This is a genomic window from Methylobacterium sp. GC_Met_2, from assembly GCF_026540795.1.
In the GTDB taxonomy this organism is placed as follows: Bacteria; Pseudomonadota; Alphaproteobacteria; order Rhizobiales; family Beijerinckiaceae; genus Methylobacterium.
In genome coordinates this window covers 30,167-47,083 of sequence record NZ_JALNUM010000045.1, presented here as the reverse complement: position 1 = coordinate 47,083, position 16,917 = coordinate 30,167, and the positions used below count along the sequence as shown (strand labels likewise).

The following is a 16,917-nucleotide window of genomic DNA, read 5'->3' as shown; positions in this document are numbered from 1 at the left end:
ATATCTGACCTGCAGTCGGTCACGATCGATGTCGCGGGAAACGCTTACCGAGGCATGTGTCCGCCTTACTGTTTCGGTCGTTCCAATGCGGGCTAGCAGCTTTCGACCAATCTACGTCACGCCTGATTCCCTGAACGCACAAAACCAGACGTTCGGCTGTGCGCCCGTTGCCGCCATTCAGCCGTATCTGGCAGCATCTCGGAAGCGGACGCTCCGCCTTCGAGCGATTCCCGGTTGGATTCCGCCACTAGCGAACCTTCGCCACTTACGCGAAGCGATCGTGGATCCTTCGCCGGCATCCGCTTCCGACCCACAGCATCGGCCTTCGATCAGATCCGCAAACGAGCCGTTATCGATCGCCCAGCGAGGCTGGAATGATCCGGATCAGCGCTGCGCCCGCCAGCATGCAGGCGGCCACCGCGTAAAGGCCGATTGCCGGGTTGCCTGTGAGCACGTTCAGGCCCCCCACCATGTAGGGCGAGACGAACCCGGCCAGATTACCGATGCAGTTGATCGTGGCGATGCCGGCCGCCGCCGAGGTGCCCGCCAGAAACGCGCACGGTACGCCCCAAAACAGCGACAGCGCCGAGAGCATGCCGGCCGTGCCGACGCAGAGCCAGACCAACGCCGCGGCCGGGTTCTGTCCGACATAGCCGGCCAGCGCCAGCCCGACGGCACCGACTGCCAGCATCACTGCAAAATGCGCCCGGCGTCTACGTGTGCGGTCAGCGCTGATGCCGGTGAGGATAATTGTCGGCACTGCGACGAGGTAGGGGATCGCCGAGAGCCAGCCAATCGTCGCGACGTCCTTGATGCCAGAATCCTTCACGATAGACGGTAGCCAAAAGCTGATCCCGTAGAGGCCAATAATGGTCATGAAGTAGACGCCGCTGAGCTTCCAGATCCGCGCATCCCGCAGGAAGGCCCCGGAGGAGGTATGCACGACCTTGTCGCCGTCCTCCCGGTGTATCTCGGCGCTCACTTCCACCTTCTCGGCCTCGGTGAGCCAAGTGGCCTGCTCGGGTTTGTCGACCATAAGGAACAACACCGCGATGCCAGCGAGCAGTGAGGGGGCCGCCTCCAGCAGGAACAGCCACTGCCACCCCTTCATCACGGTCGAGCCGTCGAAATGCTGCAGGATCAGCCCTGACGCTGGTCCGCCGATGACGCCTGCGAGTGGGATCGCAATGTAGTAGAAACCCAACGCGAAGCCGCGCTTCTTCGCCGGAAACCAGTAGGTTAGGTAGAGCATGATGCCGGGCGAGAACCCGGCCTCAGCGAGCCCTAGGAAGAAGCGCGCCACGTAAAACTGAACCGGCGTTGTCACGAACAGCGTCAGCGCCGAGATGATCGCCCAGCTGATCATGATCCGGGCGATCCAGACCCGGGCGCCGAGCTTGTGGAGGGCCAGGTTGCTGGGTACCTCGAAAAGGAAGTAGCCGATGAAGAATACCCCGGCCCCGAAGCCGTAGACGGCATCGCTGAAGTCAAGATCTGATATCATCTGGAGTTTAGCGAAACCAACATTCACCCGATCGAGGTATGCGCACAGGTAGCAAATGACGATGAACGGCATGATGCGCCACGTGATCTTACGGTAGACATTCGTCTCCGCCACGCGCGCGTTCAGGCCGAGGCTGGCTGCATGTTTCATCGTTTCCTCCGATCGGCCCATTGGCGGGCTCTGTCGCGGTGAACCAGCTCCGCCTCGCAGGCGGGGCCAGCGCTTGATTAGCGGGCGACCGGCACCCGATGCCGCAGCGTGGCGCGGGCCTTGCTCAGGCGACCTTCCGCGCGGCCTCCGCGAGGCCCAGCTCCTGCCGGAACAGGGTTTCCATCTCGCGCCGGACGCGGATCGCCTCTTGGTCCGCGTCGTACGCGACGTCGCTCCAGCGCACTGCCCTGCCGGCGGGCACGTCGTTCTTCAGCACCATGTTGTGGGCGAGCCCAATCGGCAGGGCGTCCTGCGCCAGGGAATCGGCTGTCGGCATCAGCTTGCCGTAGACGGTGAAGCCGCCCTCGCCGTCGAGCCGCTCTCCTGCCCGCAGGGCTCGCTTAGCGGTGGCCGCCACGTCGCCGCGCCATTCTCTCGTTGCGCCCGTCGCCTCGCCACGGACCGCGATGGAGGCTACAGAGATCCCGAGCTCCAGGCCGATCAGGTGGTAGGGCTTGTAAGTGGCAGCGAAGCGGCCGCTGTCGTCGGTCTTCAGGCCATACTGGGCGAAGCAGTCGCGCACGTACTGGCTAGGCGCCTCGAACACTGCGTAGACGCCCCAGCGCAAGTCCCTGAACACTGGCCGGCTGTCCCGCTCCAGGGAGGAGACCACCTCGACGGTGCCGCGATCGGCCAGGATGCCCCCGTCGGCGACGGGGCGCAGGACGCTCGGCAGATCGTCGACGCCGCAGGGCGGGAAGGCGAGGCCGTCGCGCGGGGGCGTCAGACCACATGCATTGGCCACGGCGGCCATCTCCAGCGCCGATTTGGTGCCGTCTAAGAAGGAGTTGAACATCTGCGGATTGAAGTCGCCCCCCGCGACTTGCTCGGCGCTGAAGCCGTAATGGCCCCAGACGGTGTCAGGCGTGGAGGCGTGGAAGGCCGGCAGATACTTGGTGCCCTTTCCGGCGCAGATCACCTCCAACCCGATCGTGCGCGCCCAGTCGACGAGTTCGGCGATGAGCGCCGGCTGGTCGCCCGAGGCCATGGAGTAGATCACCCCAGCTTCAGCGGCGCGGCGGGCCAGCAGCGGCCCAGCGAGCACGTCGGCCTCGACGTTGACCATCACGATATGCTTGCCGTGAGAGAAGGCCGTGAGGGCGTGGTGGATGCCGGCAGCCGGGCTGCCGGTGGCGTCGATCACGATGTCCACGAAGGGGCTCGCGATCATCGCGTCAGCGTCGTCCGTGATGAAGGTGGTGCCGACCTGCGCCGCCTCCTCCATTCCGCGCGCCGTGGCACGAGCGTCGTCCCAGCCGACTCGCTGCAACGATTGGCGCGCCCGGTCCGGCGACAGGTCGGCCACGGCGATGAGGTGGATCCCAGGTGTGCGAGGTGCCTGTGACAGGTACATGGAGCCGAACTTGCCGGCGCCGATCAGGCCAACCCGGACGGGCCGACCCTCGCTTGCGCGAAGCTGGAGCTTGGAAAACATGGACATATCGCGATCTCCCTGGGCCGTCCGCGGTCGGTCCGGATTTTAGGCCCGGCCCCCGCCGCGTTTGCACTTTGTCGCGATATTGGAATTATCATTCGTTTCTGCGCACGCCCATGCGAAGGATTGCAAAGGCGGCTTGCGCAAATTCCCATGCCGAGAACCGGTGGCACGCGATGGCCGATTTCGACTGGAACGATCTTCGCGCCTTTCTGGCTGTTGCCAGAGTGGGCCGGCTGACGATCGCGGCCCAGCGCATGGGCATCGACCACTCCACCCTGAGCCGCCGCCTGTCTGCCCTGGAGGGCGCCCTCGGCAAGCGCCTCTTCGACCGTCGCCCGTCCGGCTTCACCCTCACCAATGATGGGGAGCGTCTGCTCGCAGATGCCGAGCGGATGGAGAGCGTGGCGATCACCCTGCGTGCGCACCTAGACGCGGATGCGCATCAGGTCAGCGGCACTGTGCGGCTCGGAACGCCCGAGGCGTTCGGGACCTACTTCCTGGCCCCGCGCCTCGCCGAGCTCTGCGCCGCCCAGCCGGCACTCGAAGTCGAGCTGGTGGCCAATCCGCGTAGTTTTAGCCTGTCGAAGCGAGAGGCTGACCTCGCCATCGGCATGACCCGGCCCGAGGCCGGCCGGTTGTTTGCCCGCAAGCTCGTAGACTACGGCCTCGGCGTGTACGCGGCGCGCGGCTACGCGGAGTCCGCGAACGCGATCTGGTCGACGGACGACCTGCCACGCTACCGCTGGGTCGGTTACGTCGAGGACCTGCTCTGGACGAGCGAGCTCAACTACCTCCCGCAGGTCTCGCCGGCGATCCATCCGCAAGCGAGGATCTCGAACGTCATCACTCAATTGGAGGCGGTGCGCGGTGGCGCCGGCCTTGCTGTCCTGCCACACTTCCTGGCCCGTACCTGCCCCGATCTCGTGGCCGTCCTGCCCGAGGCTGTGCGCATCGTCCGGGCCTACTGGCTCATCGCTCACGCGGATACCCGCGACCTACCGCGGGTCCGGCTAGTCTCGGATTTCCTGACCCGGCAGGCCGAAGCGGCCGGCGACGCCTTCTGGCTAGCCGGGCCATAATGCCTGCTCCGTCGGGCGTCAGGCCGAAATCTCGGTCTGCCCCGCCCGGCTCTCTTCTTCCACGTCCAGGAGCCAGCGGCGGAAGGCCTGAATTTTCTCCAGCGCCCTGTCTCGTTCGCGGTAGCAGAGGAAGTGGAGGTCCCGGTACAGGCTGTCGACCCGGCCGGCCCCCAGGCGCACGAGCTGTCCGGCGCCAAGTTCCACTTCGGCGAACCGCAAGGTTTCCAGCGCGACCCCGAGGCCCTGGACCGCTGCCGAGATCACAAGCGAGCCCCGGTCGAAGGCCGCGCCCGCCGACACGGTCGGGATGGGCAAGCCGTTAAGGGCGAACCAGTCAGGCCAGCGCACCGGGCTGAACGACGAGTCCAGCCGGGTAAATCGCTCGACCGTCCCAGGACCCACCGGCCCGACCGCCCGCGCGACCGCCGGCGTACACAGAGCCGCGATCTCCTCCGGTCCGAGGGATTCGACGATCAGCCCCGCTCCGCGCGGCGGCCGGCCGTACGCGATCAGGATGTCGATTTCCTCGTGTCGGCCGATATCCACCGGGTCGGCGCTGGTGGACAGGCGAAGGGCGAAGCCCGGATGCGCCTCTACGAAGGCGGGAAGCTGGGGCCCGAGCCACTTCGCGGCGAAGCTCGGCGTGCAGTGGACGGAGAGCGACGAAGGCGGCGGCGGGATCAGCTCGGCGCAAACCCTCTCGATCGCGTCGAACGCGTCGGTAAGCCCCGCGAGCAGGCGTTGCCCGTCGGCAGTGAGCGTCACCTGCCGGTTCGCTCTCCGGAACAGAAGGCGCTCGAACCAGCGCTCCAGCGCCCGGACCTGATGGCTCACCGCCGAGGGCGTCAGGTGCAGCTCCTCGCTCGCCCGGGCGAAGCTGCCGAGGCGCGCGGCCGCTTCGAAGGCCCGCAGAGCGGGGAAGTTCGGCGTCCGACGCATCGTGCAATCCGTGAATGAAATTCATGGACAGCGTGAAAAATTGTCCTTTGTCAAGACGGAGATACAGCACGATAGTGCCGGATCCACCGCGTTGACGGCTGTGGGAACGATACGCATCCGGGATACAGGCGCCCTGATGCAGAGGTGATAGCCCACATCGTAACCGACCGCAGCGCGGTGGGCTGGCCGCACGGTCGCGGGGTGATGTTTCGGTTGCTGAGACTCGCCACCCTTTCCGCATCGCCGACAAAAGGATTCGCTATGTTCGACGATCATCCAAACGACGCTGCAGTCGCGCTCGACCTCCCCAACGACGATGCCGGCCGAAGGCGGACCTCGATCTACCAGCCGGAGCAAGCCAGCCTGATCTTCCCGGAGATGCCGGTTTTCGCCGACCACGCCGAAGCGCGCGACTACCGCAAGAAGCATCTTGTCGCCGCCTGCCGCGCCTTCGCGATGCACGGCTTCGATTACGGCTTTGCCGGGCACTTGACGATCCGCGACCCGGAACGTCCGGAGCTATACTGGACGAACCCGATGTGCGTGCACTTCTCGCAGGTGCGGATGTCGAACCTGATCCTGGCCGACCACACAGGCCGAGTGGTCAAGGGGGGCCACGCCATCAATCGCGCGGGCTTCGTCCTGCACGCCGCCGTGCACGACGAGTATCCTGAAGTGATCGCGATGTGTCACGCACACACGACCTACGGCACGGCATGGTGCGCCACCGGTCGGCCCCTTGACATGATCAGCCAGGACGCCGCGGCCTTCTACGACAGCCACGCGGTCATCGGCGCCTCGGCGGGTGCCGTTGCGGTCGAGAAGGAGAGTGGCCTCTCGGTGGCCCAGCAGATCGGCCGCAACCGCGGCGTGCTGCACCAGAACCATGGCCTGCTCACCTGCTCTCGCCACAGCATCGACGACGCGGCCTTCTGGTTCATTGCCCTGGAGCGGGCCTGTAAGCAGCAACTTCTGATCGAGGCCACCGGGATCAAGCCCCAGCTCCTGTCGGAGAAGACCGCCCGCTACAGCCGCGAGCACGTGGGCAGCGACTACATCGGCTGGTTGCACTTCCAGACGCTGTACAGCCACATCGCTGAAACCCAACCTGACATGTTCGCGTGAGGTCAAGAGACCGGCTAGGAGAATGGTCCTCCGCCGTTGATTTAGCCGCGCGGTAGTTCGGCGTGGTGCAGGACGCTTTAGCGGATGCGTTGCCGGTTACGCTGCGCATTCATACTGTTCGCCGTGCGAGGCGCACCAGATGACCAATTCTGTGGTTCCGGTATGAAAAGCGGACCGGCTGCTTTCGGCCGGGCTCGGTCCCCTTGGCGGTCGCCGCTGAATGGCTGGGTTGGGTGGAAAGCCGCCGGTCCGCTTCTGGACGACGGATGCATCAAAGCGGACATCGCCGCTGGTACGGCTCACGACCCTTAGCAGGCATCTGCGGCACAGCGGCTGAGCTTCTCGCTATGGCCGTGTTGGTGATGCAGGTCGGGGTAGTGTGTGTGGGTGTGCCTCAACGGGTCGTGCCGGTGCCAGTGCGAGTGCGGCTCCACCACCGGCTCATCGTGATGATGCTGGTGATGCTGGTCGTGGACGTGGGCGTGCTCGTGTTCCATCATCTCGTGGATGTGCTCGTGCTCGTGCCGCTCTGCGAGGTGCAGCCACAGCCCAACCCCCATCAGTAAGCCAGCTACGACAAGCTGCGCTGTCACCGGCTCGCGCAGCAGCGCCACGGCGATCAGCGCGCCGATGAAGGGTGCGAGGGGGAAGTAGGCTCCGGTTCGAGCTGCTCCGAGGTGGCGCAGCGCCAGCATGAACAAGACAAGGCTCACTCCAACACCAAGGAAGCCGACAACAGCCGTTGCCCCAATCATTGCCACGGGCGGCACGGCCGCGCCCAGCAGCAGCGCCAGGACGACGTTGACGCTGCCTGCCACCCCCCCTTTGATCGCGGCCGTCGCTACTGGGTCGGCCGAGGACAGTTTGCGTGTCAGATTGTTGTCGATGCCCCAAGCCAGACAGGCGGCGGCGATGAAGACCGCGCCCCTATCAAGGTGCACCCCCCCCTCCGGTCCACGACAGCAGGGCGGCACCCGCGAGGATGGCGAACGCGCCTAGCAGCAGCCGACGATCAACATTTTCCCGGAACACCACCCACGCAATGATCATGGTCGCCAGCCCTTCGAGGTTGAGCAGCAGCGACCCGGAAGCAGCAGAGGTGAGCGACAGTCCCAGCATCAGCAGGAGCGGCCCGGCTAACCCACCGGACAGCACCACCACTGCCAACCACGGAAGATCGTGACGGCGCAGAGGGGCTTCCTGGGCCGGAACGCCGAGGATAGCCCGGCCGCCATGCACGGCTGCCAGACCGATGCCCGCACCGAGGTAGAGCATCCCGGCGAGCAGTTGGGGCGACACCGTGCCGAGCAGCAGTTTCGCGAATGGGGTAGAGGCCCCGAACAGGACGGCCGAGGCGAGCGCCAGCGGCACTCCAGGCCAGAGATGGCTGTGCGAATGCTTCATGACTTGGTCGTAGCAGGTGCGCTCAGGTCTGCCGACCTACTGCCCGATCCTGGCGCTCTGACCGCAATGCCTGACTACGTGTACGAAGCTGGCAAGGCTGGCGCTGCGCACCGGGTGAAACGGCTTGGATTGAGCTTCGCAGTACCGCTTGAGGTGCAGGCTTGCCTCGTGACTGATACAGCTCACGGGGAACACCGCCAGATCTGCTTGGCCCACTAGGCCCGCCAAGAGGCACAAGTTGTCCTCGATGCCACCGTCGTGGCTGAGCAGCCTACCTCCCCGCGTCTCCACGAAGCGACGTAGGTTAGCCACCTGACGCTGCCGGCCACCGACATAGAGGATGACCCGACCCTCTAATCGTCCCGGCGCTCGGTCATCGGTGATGTTCGCGCTCGGCTCTTCCAACGCCACTTCGAGCGCGGCCAATTCCTTCTCGACCACCGACCGACGGGCTATTTCAGCGGCCAGATCGGCGCTGAGGCGTTCGGCTGCTCTGGTCAGCACCGCGAGCCGATCCTCCAACGCTTTCGCGTGAGCGGCCTCGCGGGCCAGCCGCACCTCCAGCCCGCGCGTGCATGGTTGCTCGACGACCGTCATCATCGGGCTAGGGCGCTCGGCATCGATGGCCTTGGTACGTCTCCCAAGATCGTCGCGCTCAAGCATAAGCGTCATGATGCGCTCGTCCCGTGCTGCGATCGCTTCGTCGCGCCGACCCAACTCTTCTTCAAGGTGGCGCAAGCGACGAATGTCAGCTCGGTTCGACTGACCGACGAGGTGCGAGAGCATGTGCACCTCCCCGAAGACGTCCTGCACCAGCGGCCAATCGGTTGCCGGATGCGTGATCGCAGCCCAGTAGGCGCCGGGGATTTCGCCGCGTTCGAGGGAAGCCTTCCAGAGGGCTCGAACCGCTTCGGGCGTGCGAGCTACGTCGAAGCGTTCGATCTCCCGCTCGTGCCGCCGGTCCAGGGTCTTCTGTAGCAAACGGCCGCCGCCGTCCTTGCGGCCAGCGATCTGAACGATCTCCCCGTGCAGCCGGTGCTCGCTGATCGTCCGAGCGTCTGCTCGGCCGAGTTTGGCCAGGATCCCGCGGGCTTCTGCATTGGTCAGGCAGGTCCCGACGATCGAGCAGTGCAGGTTCTCGGCAAGTTCCCAGATCCGATCGCGCGGTTTGTCGGCTGGATCTGGGGCGGGGGGCGGCACGAACGGGGAATGGCCCACAGACACGAGGGCGCGCAGAGCTGAACCGTCGAGGTAGGCGTGTGGCGGCATCGGCGTCTCGGCAGGCGCTATATCCGATCAGATATAGCAGTCTGTCTAAAAACAGCCGGCTTGCCTAGAGAGTTGCGGTAGGCGTCCCGTCATTGGTTTTCCGGTTAGGAGCGACGATCCGGTCGAGGAACGGCGCTGCAGCTCGATCAGCAGCACGCTCGATGGCGCGGTAGTGCGCCACGAGGTCAGCCCCGAGGGCCGACAGACGCGCACCGCCACCCGCCTTACCGCCGATCTGCGCCTCGACGACCGGCTGCCCGAACCCACTATTCATGGCCTCAATCAGCATCCAAGCCCGGCGGTAGGACATGCCCAGCGCACGCCCGGCCGCGGAGATCGACCCATGCTCAGCTATCATCTCCAAAAGTTGCACCTTGCCCGGACCGATGCGGTTGTCCGGTCCGACGTCGATACGGATGCTCAGGCTTGCCATCGGGAATGCTCCCATCTCGTGCCACCGGCCAACGCACCGACCCCTCGAACGATCAAGGGCGCAGCACAGGGTGGTTCCCGCGATATGTTCCTCTTAATATAGCGCAACCGACATATCCGTCGTTGAGGACCGCTTCGAGCATGCGCAGCCTGATCCGTACCAGCCTCGCCGTCGCCCTGCTCCTGACCGCTGGCGCAGCGCAAGCGGCCGAAACCGCGACAGTGTTCGCCGCAGCCAGCCTCAAGAACGCTCTGGACAATGCGGGCAAGGCCTTCACCGCTCAGTCGGGCGTCGAACTCAAGGCGAGCTACGCGGCATCCTCGGCCCTCGCCCGGCAAATCGAGAGCGGGGCCCCCGCCGATCTGTTCGCCTCAGCCGACTTGGAATGGATGGACTACCTCGCCAAGAAGAACCTGATCCGTCCAGACACGCGGGTGAACCTGCTGGGCAACCGCCTCGTCCTGATCGCGCCGGCTGACGCGAAGGAGAATGCGGTCGCCTTCACCCCAGAGGCGTTCGCGGCGGCTTTGGGACCGGACGGCCGGCTCGCAACCGGCGAGGTCAACTCGGTGCCGATCGGCAAGTACGCCAAGGTCGCGTTCGAGAAGCTTGGCCTGTGGGCCGGGATCCAGCCGCGGCTGGCGCAAGGCGATAACGTGCGGGCAGCCCTGTTGCTGGTCTCACGCGGAGAAGCGCCCCTCGGCGTCGTCTACGAGAGCGATGCGAAATCCGATCCCAAGGTGAAGGTCGTGGGCGTGTTCCCGGCGGACAGCCACCCGCCGGTGGTGTACCCGTTCGCCGTTACCGCGGACGCGAAGGGCGACGGCGCGAAGCGCTTCTTGGATTACCTCCGGAGCGCGGCAGCCAAGCCCTACTTCGAGGCTCAGGGCTTCAGCATCATCGACGGTGGCAAGAACTAATCAGCTCCGCACGGACTAGGAGATAGACACTGTGAAGATCAGCGCACGCAACATTATCAAGGGCACCGTGGCGGCGATCGAGAAGGGTGCCACCACGGCGCACGTGAAGATCGAGATCATGCCCGGACAGATCGTCACCGCAGCCGTCACCAACGAGGCGGTCGACAGTCTGAAGCTCGTCGTCGGTGGCCCGGCATATGCCGTGATCAAAGCATCTGACGTCATGGTCGCGGTCGACTGATGATGATCATCGCCCGCGCCATCCTCGCTGCCGGACTAGCAGCCGTCTCGATCAGTGCGGCCATGGCTGAGGATGCACCGGCTTGTGCAACCTTCGCATGGTCGGTTGCGCGGGAGCAGACCGCCTTCGCAGCGCCGAACCTGTCCGCTTTGGCGTCAGGTTCGGCGCTGCCGAACGATGCTAGTGCGGTGCAACTGACGCTAAAGCCGGCCGCGGAGGTCACTCTGCCTGTCCCATCCGAGAGACCGACGAAGCCCGATACGTTCTCAGGCTTCGTCACGGCCACGGTGCCGGCCGCTGGCTCCTATCAGGTGACGCTCTCGGATGAGGCCTGGATTGATGTCAGCCAGGATGGCCACTCGACCCTGAAGCCTGCGGCCCACAGCGGCAAGGCGGGCTGCCCGGGCGTGCGCAAGAGCGTGCGTTTCGCTCTCGATGCCGGTCCGGTGACGATCGAGATTAGCCGCGCAGCAGGCCCACAGATCAAGCTCGACCTCCTCAAAGCCGAGTAGCCATGCGATCGCGCAGCGAACCCTTCACGGTTCGCTGATCGGTACGAGTTCGTGGCGGGCGAGGATCGCCTGACCTTTCTCGGACACGAGGAACAGTGCGAGCAGCATCGCGTCCGGATTGTCGGTCAGCAGCGCCATGCCGTAGGTCGCCGGCACGGACAGGTTTGGCGGCAGTTGGATCAGGCTGAGGCCTGGAGCCTCCTTCATCGTGCCACCCTGGCCACTGCAGTAGTACAACAGGACGTCGGCGTTGTTGCCCAGAAACACCGTCGCGCTGGGGCTTCGCCCGGCCATCGGCACCATCGTGTTCGGCGAACCGAGTAGCTTCAGCGCCTTTTTGTCCAGCGTCGCCTTGGCACCGGGGTGGACGGCCTCGGCTCGGTCGAACACGGCCTGAGCGTAATCGCCACCTGGATCGGCGCCGGGCGTCGAGGTCGCGAGGCGTAGATCAGGCTTGAGCAGGTGGTCGAGTAGGCTGTCGGGGGACAATCCGAGGTCGGCACGGGCGAGCACGCACAGCTTGTTGCGGGCAAACGGCACGACAGCTTTGGCCTTGCCGACCTCCGCAAGACGGCGCGGCCCGGCGAGATCGGCAGAGAGGTAGAGATCCGCCGCCTCGCCACCTTCGAGGCGCTGACGCAGCAGCCCTGCAGGTCCGAATGTCGGAGCGGCCACCGCCTCGGCGGGCAGGCCAGCGGCGGCGATCACGTCCTTGAGCGCAGCTACGAGACTGCCGGCGGCATAGACCCGTACCGGTTCCGCTCGTGCAACGGATACGGACGCCAGGGCGAGGACACTGAGGATTGCAGTGTGGCGGAGGAGGCCAGTAGCGAACGAAAAACGCGTGAGGGACAACGGCGGCTCCAGATGATGCGGTATCGTTATATCCGCACGGATATAGCCGAGTTAGGACGAACGTCATCCGTCCCGTGAAACCGAGCGCGTGACCGCTGGATCAGCTCTCTGTTTCAAAATCACCCGGCTGCGGCGGAGCGATCGGTGTGAACAGGGTCCGGTCAGGCTTGAGGTCGAGGAGCGGCGTCCCGTCCAGACAGTCGAGGCCGCGTACCGTCAGGATATTGCCCCCGATCGCGATGAGCGTGGCGATCGATGTGCCTATCGGGTTCGGTCGCACCGGCGAGCGCAGCGCGAAAGTGCCGCGTGTGGTTCCATCATTGGCCGGGCTCTGGCGGACGAGGTCGCGCCGGGAGGCATCGAGCCAGTACAACACCTCGATCTGAGCGAAAGATGTTAGCCCGTCGAGAGCTGCCACCCAGGGCTCGAACACCTCGATACGGCAGAGCGGACCGTCAGTCCGGCCCTGGCGTGGGCAGGCAAGGCGGTCGGTCCAAGGTGTACGGATGCGGCCAATGTAGACCAACCCGGCATCGCTGGCCTCCGGTGCGGTGACCGCGACTTCGCCGGCTCGGATCTCATTGAGGCGTACCATGCTGCACCCTCTCTCAAAGGGAAGCGTCGCTAGTGCCACTGTAGCGGCAGCTCGTTCGAAACGCCTTCCTTATGCAAGTGTCGACCTTCGATAATCATCTTTCAGTAGCTCGCGGACGGTGAAAAGCTTGGACGTGACGGTCCGCTTTCCACCCTGAGCCGAAGTTGCCGGAGATCCGGCGAACGACCGCTTTGGAGAAACGCAAACGACGTTCCCAGCGGCTGGGTTGGGTCGCAAGCGGGAGGGCCGCTCGGGGTGGTTTCCTGCCCGTCCGCTCATGAGTGGCATATGCATCGAAGCGGACGCCTCAGCATCCTAGGCAGCCGATCCGCGACCTGACCGGAGCGGCTCCATCCCGACTTGTCTCACTGCCCCTTCGGCCTTGTCGGACTGTAGAAAAGCAATCAGCCGTTTCGCCAGATCTGGGCTTTTGGCCGTCGCCACCGTTGCTGCGCTGAACGTTTGGACGAGTTGAACCGCGTCGGGGAGAACCCCAATTGGCTCGATGCCAGGGATGTTGACGAGTTCGCTGATAGGCCCCAGCGCAAGATCAGCCTCGCCTGCTGCCAGCGCGGCGGCAGAGTCCGTTCCTCGTGGGTAGACCTTCAAACAAACCTTGTCGGCGACGCCGAGCGCTGGAAGGATTTCTCTCTGGATGAAGAGACCACTGGTGCTGCCTGGCATCACGACGAGGCGGGCATCCAGCAAGGTCTGGGTGAGCGCCGCAACTGAACTAACATCGGACTTCGGCGCGCCCGTCTGCACGGCAGCCGCAAGGGGAGCAGTCGCAAGCTGGGCAATCGAGCCCTCTGCGATCAGGCCCGCGCCGATGAGTTCATGGAGCCCTTCGTTGGACAGGATGACGACATCGACCTCGGCACCATGGTCAAGTTGGTAGCGGATCGTCTTTGGGCCGGTTCCCTGCGAGGCCCCCGACCGGGTCTCAATCTTGATGCCAGTCTCCTGCTCGAAGTTCGGGATCGCTCTTCGATAGGCTAGCTCGAAGCCTCCGGAGATCAGAACGGTGACCGTAGGTGGGATATCGCTCAACGATGTCATGGCGTGGGCGTCGTTCAGGACAAGGCGGAATGGCCGCCACCTGCATCCTCGGTAGCGTTTGATGGATCTGCTTGCCACCTCAAGCCGGGACCAATGCGTTGTATGGTCCCGGGATGAGGTGGTGCGGGTTGATCCTGAACCGGTCTGTATCGTTGATCCAGGCCTGACAGATGGTTTGGAACGGGGTCTTCCAGCGCAGGGCCTTGAGGTGCTTGGCGAAGTTGTAGGCCGTGACGAAGGCCAGGACATGCGCCTTCAGGCTCTCCAGATCTTCGTAGTGGAAGACCTTGACGGTCGCATCCTTGATCGTCCGGTTCATGCGCTCGGCCTGCCCATTGGTCCAGGGATGGTATGGCTTGGTCAGACGATGCTCGATGCCGAGCTCGATACAGACGCGATCGAAGATGTGTGGACCGAGGAACTGTCGGCTCGGCCCAGTCCTGTTCTTGGGCAGGTCAGCGAAGGCCATCCCGTTATCGGTCAGCACCGTGTGGATCCTGTAAGGGAATGTGGCCACGACGTTCCTGAGGAAGGCTGATCCTTCCATCTTGCCCGCGCTGTCGTGGAACTCGACGTAGGTGAACTTCGAAACCCGGTCGATCGCCAGGAACAGGATCAGTTTTCCGTCGGCGTGGCGCAGCTCACAACTGCCGATATGCACATAGCCGATCTCGTAGGTCTTGAAGCGTTGGCGTGTCCGCGCTGCCTCGGCTGCCGGAAGACGGGAGATGCCGTGCCGTTGCAGGCACCGATGCAGGGCGGAGCGGCTCAAGTTCGGGATCGTGTCGCGCAGGCAGCCCAGGACATCGTCGAGCGGCAGCAGCGTCCGACGCCGGAACTCGACCACGATGGCCTCCTCGGCCGGCGTCAGCACGGTACTCTTGGGCTTCTTCGGCCCCATCGGAGCGTCGGTCGTCACCGCCCGCCTGCGCCATTTGGCGACCGTCTTCGGGTTCAGGCCGTACGCGGCGGCAAGAGCGCGGCTACTTTCTTTCGACGCTTGGAGCTCGACTCGAACACGCGGCGTCGTTCGGGCGCTGCCGTGAAGAATTCCTGCCACAGTGCATCCTCCGCCTGACGCGTCAGCGTCCATGATGCACCATCACACCGCGGGACTGTACACCTAGAGCGAACCTCAGTTCGGCCCGCAGCTGCAGTGTGGTTGGATCGCGGGCGGGGTGAGATGGTGATGGCTCCTCAAACGGAGCTCCATCATGTCCACGACGATCGAGACCACCCGCCGCTCTTGGAACCTCGGCCGCCTCGTCGGCCCCAAGCCGCCGTTTAAGCCGAAGCACATCAGGGCGATCCGTACCCGCTTGCAGCACGAGGGCCGCATCCGCGGCCTCGCCTTGTTCAACACCGCCATCGACAGCAAGCTGCGCGGCTGCAACCTCGTCCACCTTCGCTGCGATCCGCCGCCCCTATTGATCGACGAAGGGGCACAACTTTTTCGCCCTCGGCCAAGCGCTGACCGACACGTTCAAGCTGGACGGCAGCGTGGCGGCGCTCGCCAAGCGCGTGACCAGGGACGACCCCGGCGCCGGCCAAACGCCCACGGTTACGATCTCCCGTCTAGGCAACCTGATTGAGGCGCGCATCCGCCCCTCGATGGGCGGCTGCGCCGCAGCAAGGTTCTGGTGCGCCGCAATGACCGGAAGAAGGCCAAGCACGTGGAGGAAGAGATCGAGGTCGGCAATGCCCCCGGCGACGCATGGCCCGACTCGGGCGCGACCGAGCGCGCCGGCGAGCTTTGGACCGACCGCGTTACCCGATCCGGCGCGGAAACCGAGCTGACGCTCAGCAACCGCAGGGAGTGGCCAGCGCGGACGGTTGCAGTGGCGGCTTAGGCCATTCCAACGATTAGTTACTTCGGTATGGCTGAATAGGTGCAGTGATATTGGTAGGTTACTTGACCCTTCCAATCCTTGCGCGTGGCTTCCGAAGCAGAGAAAGCGATATTGAATCTGGGGTATTGAGACGCGTATGCGTTCCTCGTAGGTCCACACTGTGCTTCCTGATTGGAGCCGCCAACCGTCCAATCGGACGTGTGATCCGCCAGCTTCGGGATCGGCAGGGGATCGGGCTTGCACAGGCCCGTGGCCTGACATGCCCGGTGCAGGGGATCGCGGATCGAGTCAACATCCCGGATAACGGCAGCGATACCCGCGACGGCGGCGGCGATCACGCCGATGACGACGAGCAGCCCATTCTTGGAAGGCTTTTGCTCGGGGGGCCCGCTGGTCTGAGGCTCGACGGCAGGCATGTTTCGATCCTCCGGCTGCTCGTACCGTGAAGCTTGTTGTTGTCGGCATTCCTGTCAAGGCACAGACTAAATTCTTTCATTTGCGCGTAGTGACGCCCTCGAAAATTTGATGAAGGTGCGCCCGGACATATGGATCGCATAGGGCCTGAGCACCGGTCCATTCCGCAAATCACTGGCGAGGTTGACCTTCGGCTTTAAAGATTCCGCGCTGATTTACAGCCCGCTTCCGAGCGATCGAAACTGATCAATGTATGACCAAGATGGGCGTGCGGCCGAACGTCTGGTCCCGGGTCGCGAGTTGATGTCGGCTCATGGCGCATTCCAGCAGTGGGGCTGAACATATGCCGCTTCGCCGCCAGCTTGGTCAGCGTGTCGAAGCTTCGCACTTGGCTACCATCTGAAGACCCTTCAGGCGCCGTCGCAGCCCCGCGATCTCGGCCCCTAGAACGCCCGTTATGGCGTACCGCCGCTGCTTCTTTCGGGAGCCATCAAGCCGGCGCGTCGTGATCGTCACTTCGTGGATCAGCGCCCGCTGTCGTGCCTCGGCCTTCGATCGACGGGCATTCGCGATGGCATTTGTCGGGGATGAGGACACCTGCTTTGCAACCGCCCGCTGACGCGCCCAGGCATGCAGCCCTTCGCCCAGCGAGGCCGCCAGCGCCTGAACCCGGCTCGACAGCACCTTGGCGGTTTCAAGATGCTGAATTGCTCGCACGACCCGGCCAATCAGTTTGCACGCCGCCCCGTTCGACCGGCACAGTCCCGGCCGCTAGGTCGAACTCGCACTACCGGGCGCCGAATGGCGAGCCACTGAGCGCTGTGTTTCTCGTTCCACCCCCCTTTATGCGGTTCGATGTAGTTTGCGGCTCATTGCCGAAAGGTCATGGCGCGCGGATTCGAGGGCCGCCGCTTGGTGCTGCTGACGGTGAGCTTTAATCGAATTGATACCCTGGTAGCAGAACTTGCTGCATTTCAGAGCTTTGTCACACGCTGGCCAACGAGAATGTGCCAGCCGAATCGAATCCCATCTCATATAATTTACCCGCGCAGCGTGAACCGGAAGACCCA

Annotated in this window: 17 protein-coding genes and 2 pseudogenes; 7 read left to right on the top strand and 12 right to left on the bottom strand. The window is 64.5% G+C overall.

Translation table 11 applies throughout. From position 1 onward, the window contains the following. Nucleotides 1-349 precede the first annotated feature (349 nt). Nucleotides 350-1,675: an MFS transporter gene (locus OXS49_RS16585; protein WP_267425698.1), complete on the bottom strand. Its 1,326-nt coding sequence runs from the start codon at nucleotides 1,673-1,675 to the stop codon at nucleotides 350-352. Nucleotides 1,676-1,778: 103 nt separating this feature from the next. Next, nucleotides 1,779-3,155, bottom strand: a complete 1,377-nt coding sequence (locus tag OXS49_RS16580) for a Gfo/Idh/MocA family oxidoreductase (RefSeq protein WP_267425697.1) — start codon at nucleotides 3,153-3,155, stop codon at nucleotides 1,779-1,781. Nucleotides 3,156-3,325: 170 nt separating this feature from the next. Here OXS49_RS16580 and OXS49_RS16575 point away from each other — a divergent pair, with 170 nt between their 5' ends. Beyond that, nucleotides 3,326-4,231, top strand: coding sequence for a LysR family transcriptional regulator (locus OXS49_RS16575; protein ID WP_267425696.1), 906 nt, complete (start codon nucleotides 3,326-3,328; stop codon nucleotides 4,229-4,231). Nucleotides 4,232-4,249: 18 nt separating this feature from the next. On the opposite strand, the gene OXS49_RS16570 is transcribed toward OXS49_RS16575, so the two are convergent. Further along, on the bottom strand, nucleotides 4,250-5,170 hold the full coding sequence (locus OXS49_RS16570; RefSeq protein WP_267425695.1) for a LysR substrate-binding domain-containing protein: 921 nt from the start codon (nucleotides 5,168-5,170) through the stop codon (nucleotides 4,250-4,252). A gap of 261 nt (nucleotides 5,171-5,431) precedes the next feature. On the opposite strand from OXS49_RS16570, the gene OXS49_RS16565 reads away from it, so the two are divergent. Beyond that, on the top strand, nucleotides 5,432-6,295 hold the full coding sequence (locus tag OXS49_RS16565) for a class II aldolase/adducin family protein (RefSeq protein ID WP_267425694.1): 864 nt from the start codon (nucleotides 5,432-5,434) through the stop codon (nucleotides 6,293-6,295). 308 nt (nucleotides 6,296-6,603) lie between these two features. On the opposite strand, the pseudogene OXS49_RS16560 reads toward OXS49_RS16565, so the two are convergent. The 3 genes and pseudogenes from OXS49_RS16560 to OXS49_RS16550 all read right to left on the bottom strand — a co-directional run bounded on the left by OXS49_RS16560 (nucleotide 6,604) and on the right by OXS49_RS16550 (nucleotide 9,401). Beyond that, nucleotides 6,604-7,699: pseudogene (locus tag OXS49_RS16560) on the bottom strand (DMT family transporter). A 36-nt stretch (nucleotides 7,700-7,735) separates the two neighbouring features. Then, the gene (locus tag OXS49_RS16555) at nucleotides 7,736-8,968 is read right to left on the bottom strand and encodes a DUF2325 domain-containing protein (protein WP_267425693.1); all 1,233 of its coding nucleotides are present in this window, start codon (nucleotides 8,966-8,968) and stop codon (nucleotides 7,736-7,738) included. A gap of 64 nt (nucleotides 8,969-9,032) precedes the next feature. After that, nucleotides 9,033-9,401, bottom strand: coding sequence for a winged helix-turn-helix domain-containing protein (locus OXS49_RS16550; protein WP_267425691.1), 369 nt, complete (start codon nucleotides 9,399-9,401; stop codon nucleotides 9,033-9,035). A 140-nt stretch (nucleotides 9,402-9,541) separates the two neighbouring features. Between OXS49_RS16550 and modA the strand changes: the two genes are divergently transcribed. Genes modA through OXS49_RS16535 form a run of 3 tightly spaced genes read left to right on the top strand, consistent with a single transcriptional unit; the run spans nucleotide 9,542 to nucleotide 11,074 of the window. After that, a complete protein-coding gene (gene modA / locus OXS49_RS16545; RefSeq protein ID WP_267425689.1) occupies nucleotides 9,542-10,321 on the top strand; it encodes a molybdate ABC transporter substrate-binding protein in 780 nt (259 codons plus the stop codon). Nucleotides 10,322-10,352: 31 nt separating this feature from the next. Next, entirely contained in the window at nucleotides 10,353-10,562 is a 210-nt protein-coding gene (locus OXS49_RS16540) for a TOBE domain-containing protein (RefSeq protein WP_091784862.1), read from the top strand. A gap of 2 nt (nucleotides 10,563-10,564) precedes the next feature. After that, a complete protein-coding gene (locus OXS49_RS16535; RefSeq protein WP_267425686.1) occupies nucleotides 10,565-11,074 on the top strand; it encodes a hypothetical protein in 510 nt (169 codons plus the stop codon). 24 nt (nucleotides 11,075-11,098) lie between these two features. Here the strand turns inward: OXS49_RS16535 and OXS49_RS16530 are convergent, their stop codons facing one another. The 4 genes from OXS49_RS16530 to OXS49_RS16515 form a co-directional block, all read right to left on the bottom strand. Beyond that, nucleotides 11,099-11,929: a substrate-binding domain-containing protein gene (locus OXS49_RS16530; protein WP_267425685.1), complete on the bottom strand. Its 831-nt coding sequence runs from the start codon at nucleotides 11,927-11,929 to the stop codon at nucleotides 11,099-11,101. 100 nt (nucleotides 11,930-12,029) lie between these two features. Next, a complete protein-coding gene (tsaA, locus tag OXS49_RS16525; RefSeq protein ID WP_267425684.1) occupies nucleotides 12,030-12,524 on the bottom strand; it encodes a tRNA (N6-threonylcarbamoyladenosine(37)-N6)-methyltransferase TrmO in 495 nt (164 codons plus the stop codon). Between the two features lie 315 nt (nucleotides 12,525-12,839). Beyond that, on the bottom strand, nucleotides 12,840-13,583 hold the full coding sequence (locus OXS49_RS16520) for a substrate-binding domain-containing protein (protein ID WP_267425683.1): 744 nt from the start codon (nucleotides 13,581-13,583) through the stop codon (nucleotides 12,840-12,842). 79 nt (nucleotides 13,584-13,662) lie between these two features. Then, nucleotides 13,663-14,643 carry an IS481 family transposase gene (locus OXS49_RS16515; RefSeq protein ID WP_267425682.1) on the bottom strand — a complete coding sequence of 327 codons (981 nt, stop codon included), beginning with the start codon at nucleotides 14,641-14,643 and terminating at the stop codon, nucleotides 13,663-13,665. A gap of 154 nt (nucleotides 14,644-14,797) precedes the next feature. Here OXS49_RS16515 and OXS49_RS33665 point away from each other — a divergent pair. Then, nucleotides 14,798-14,992 (top strand): annotated as a pseudogene (locus OXS49_RS33665) (integrase); the annotation flags it as partial. A gap of 231 nt (nucleotides 14,993-15,223) precedes the next feature. Further along, nucleotides 15,224-15,433 (top strand): hypothetical protein, encoded by a 210-nt coding sequence (locus tag OXS49_RS16505; protein ID WP_267425680.1) that lies wholly within the window; start codon nucleotides 15,224-15,226, stop codon nucleotides 15,431-15,433. A gap of 17 nt (nucleotides 15,434-15,450) precedes the next feature. Here OXS49_RS16505 and OXS49_RS16500 read toward each other — a convergent pair whose 3' ends face one another. After that, complete coding sequence (locus OXS49_RS16500; RefSeq protein ID WP_267425679.1) at nucleotides 15,451-15,849, bottom strand: hypothetical protein; 399 nt, start codon at nucleotides 15,847-15,849, stop codon at nucleotides 15,451-15,453. A gap of 364 nt (nucleotides 15,850-16,213) precedes the next feature. Beyond that, nucleotides 16,214-16,564, bottom strand: coding sequence for a hypothetical protein (locus OXS49_RS16495; protein ID WP_267425677.1), 351 nt, complete (start codon nucleotides 16,562-16,564; stop codon nucleotides 16,214-16,216). Between the last annotated feature and the right edge of the window lie 353 nt (nucleotides 16,565-16,917).

Bases quoted from the DNA above. Each gene is read 5' to 3' on its own strand.
- OXS49_RS16585 (WP_267425698.1), bottom strand. From the start codon at position 1,675: ATGGGCCGATCGGAGGAAACGATGAAACATGCAGCCAGCCTCGGCCTG.
- OXS49_RS16580 (WP_267425697.1), bottom strand. From the start codon at position 3,155: ATGTCCATGTTTTCCAAGCTCCAGCTTCGCGCAAGCGAGGGTCGGCCC.
- OXS49_RS16575 (WP_267425696.1), top strand. From the start codon at position 3,326: ATGGCCGATTTCGACTGGAACGATCTTCGCGCCTTTCTGGCTGTTGCC.
- OXS49_RS16570 (WP_267425695.1), bottom strand. From the start codon at position 5,170: ATGCGTCGGACGCCGAACTTCCCCGCTCTGCGGGCCTTCGAAGCGGCC.
- OXS49_RS16565 (WP_267425694.1), top strand. From the start codon at position 5,432: ATGTTCGACGATCATCCAAACGACGCTGCAGTCGCGCTCGACCTCCCC.
- OXS49_RS16555 (WP_267425693.1), bottom strand. From the start codon at position 8,968: ATGCCGCCACACGCCTACCTCGACGGTTCAGCTCTGCGCGCCCTCGTG.
- OXS49_RS16550 (WP_267425691.1), bottom strand. From the start codon at position 9,401: ATGGCAAGCCTGAGCATCCGTATCGACGTCGGACCGGACAACCGCATC.
- modA (WP_267425689.1), top strand. From the start codon at position 9,542: ATGCGCAGCCTGATCCGTACCAGCCTCGCCGTCGCCCTGCTCCTGACC.
- OXS49_RS16535 (WP_267425686.1), top strand. From the start codon at position 10,565: ATGATCATCGCCCGCGCCATCCTCGCTGCCGGACTAGCAGCCGTCTCG.
- tsaA (WP_267425684.1), bottom strand. From the start codon at position 12,524: ATGGTACGCCTCAATGAGATCCGAGCCGGCGAAGTCGCGGTCACCGCA.
- OXS49_RS16520 (WP_267425683.1), bottom strand. From the start codon at position 13,583: ATGACATCGTTGAGCGATATCCCACCTACGGTCACCGTTCTGATCTCC.
- OXS49_RS16500 (WP_267425679.1), bottom strand. From the start codon at position 15,849: ATGCCTGCCGTCGAGCCTCAGACCAGCGGGCCCCCCGAGCAAAAGCCT.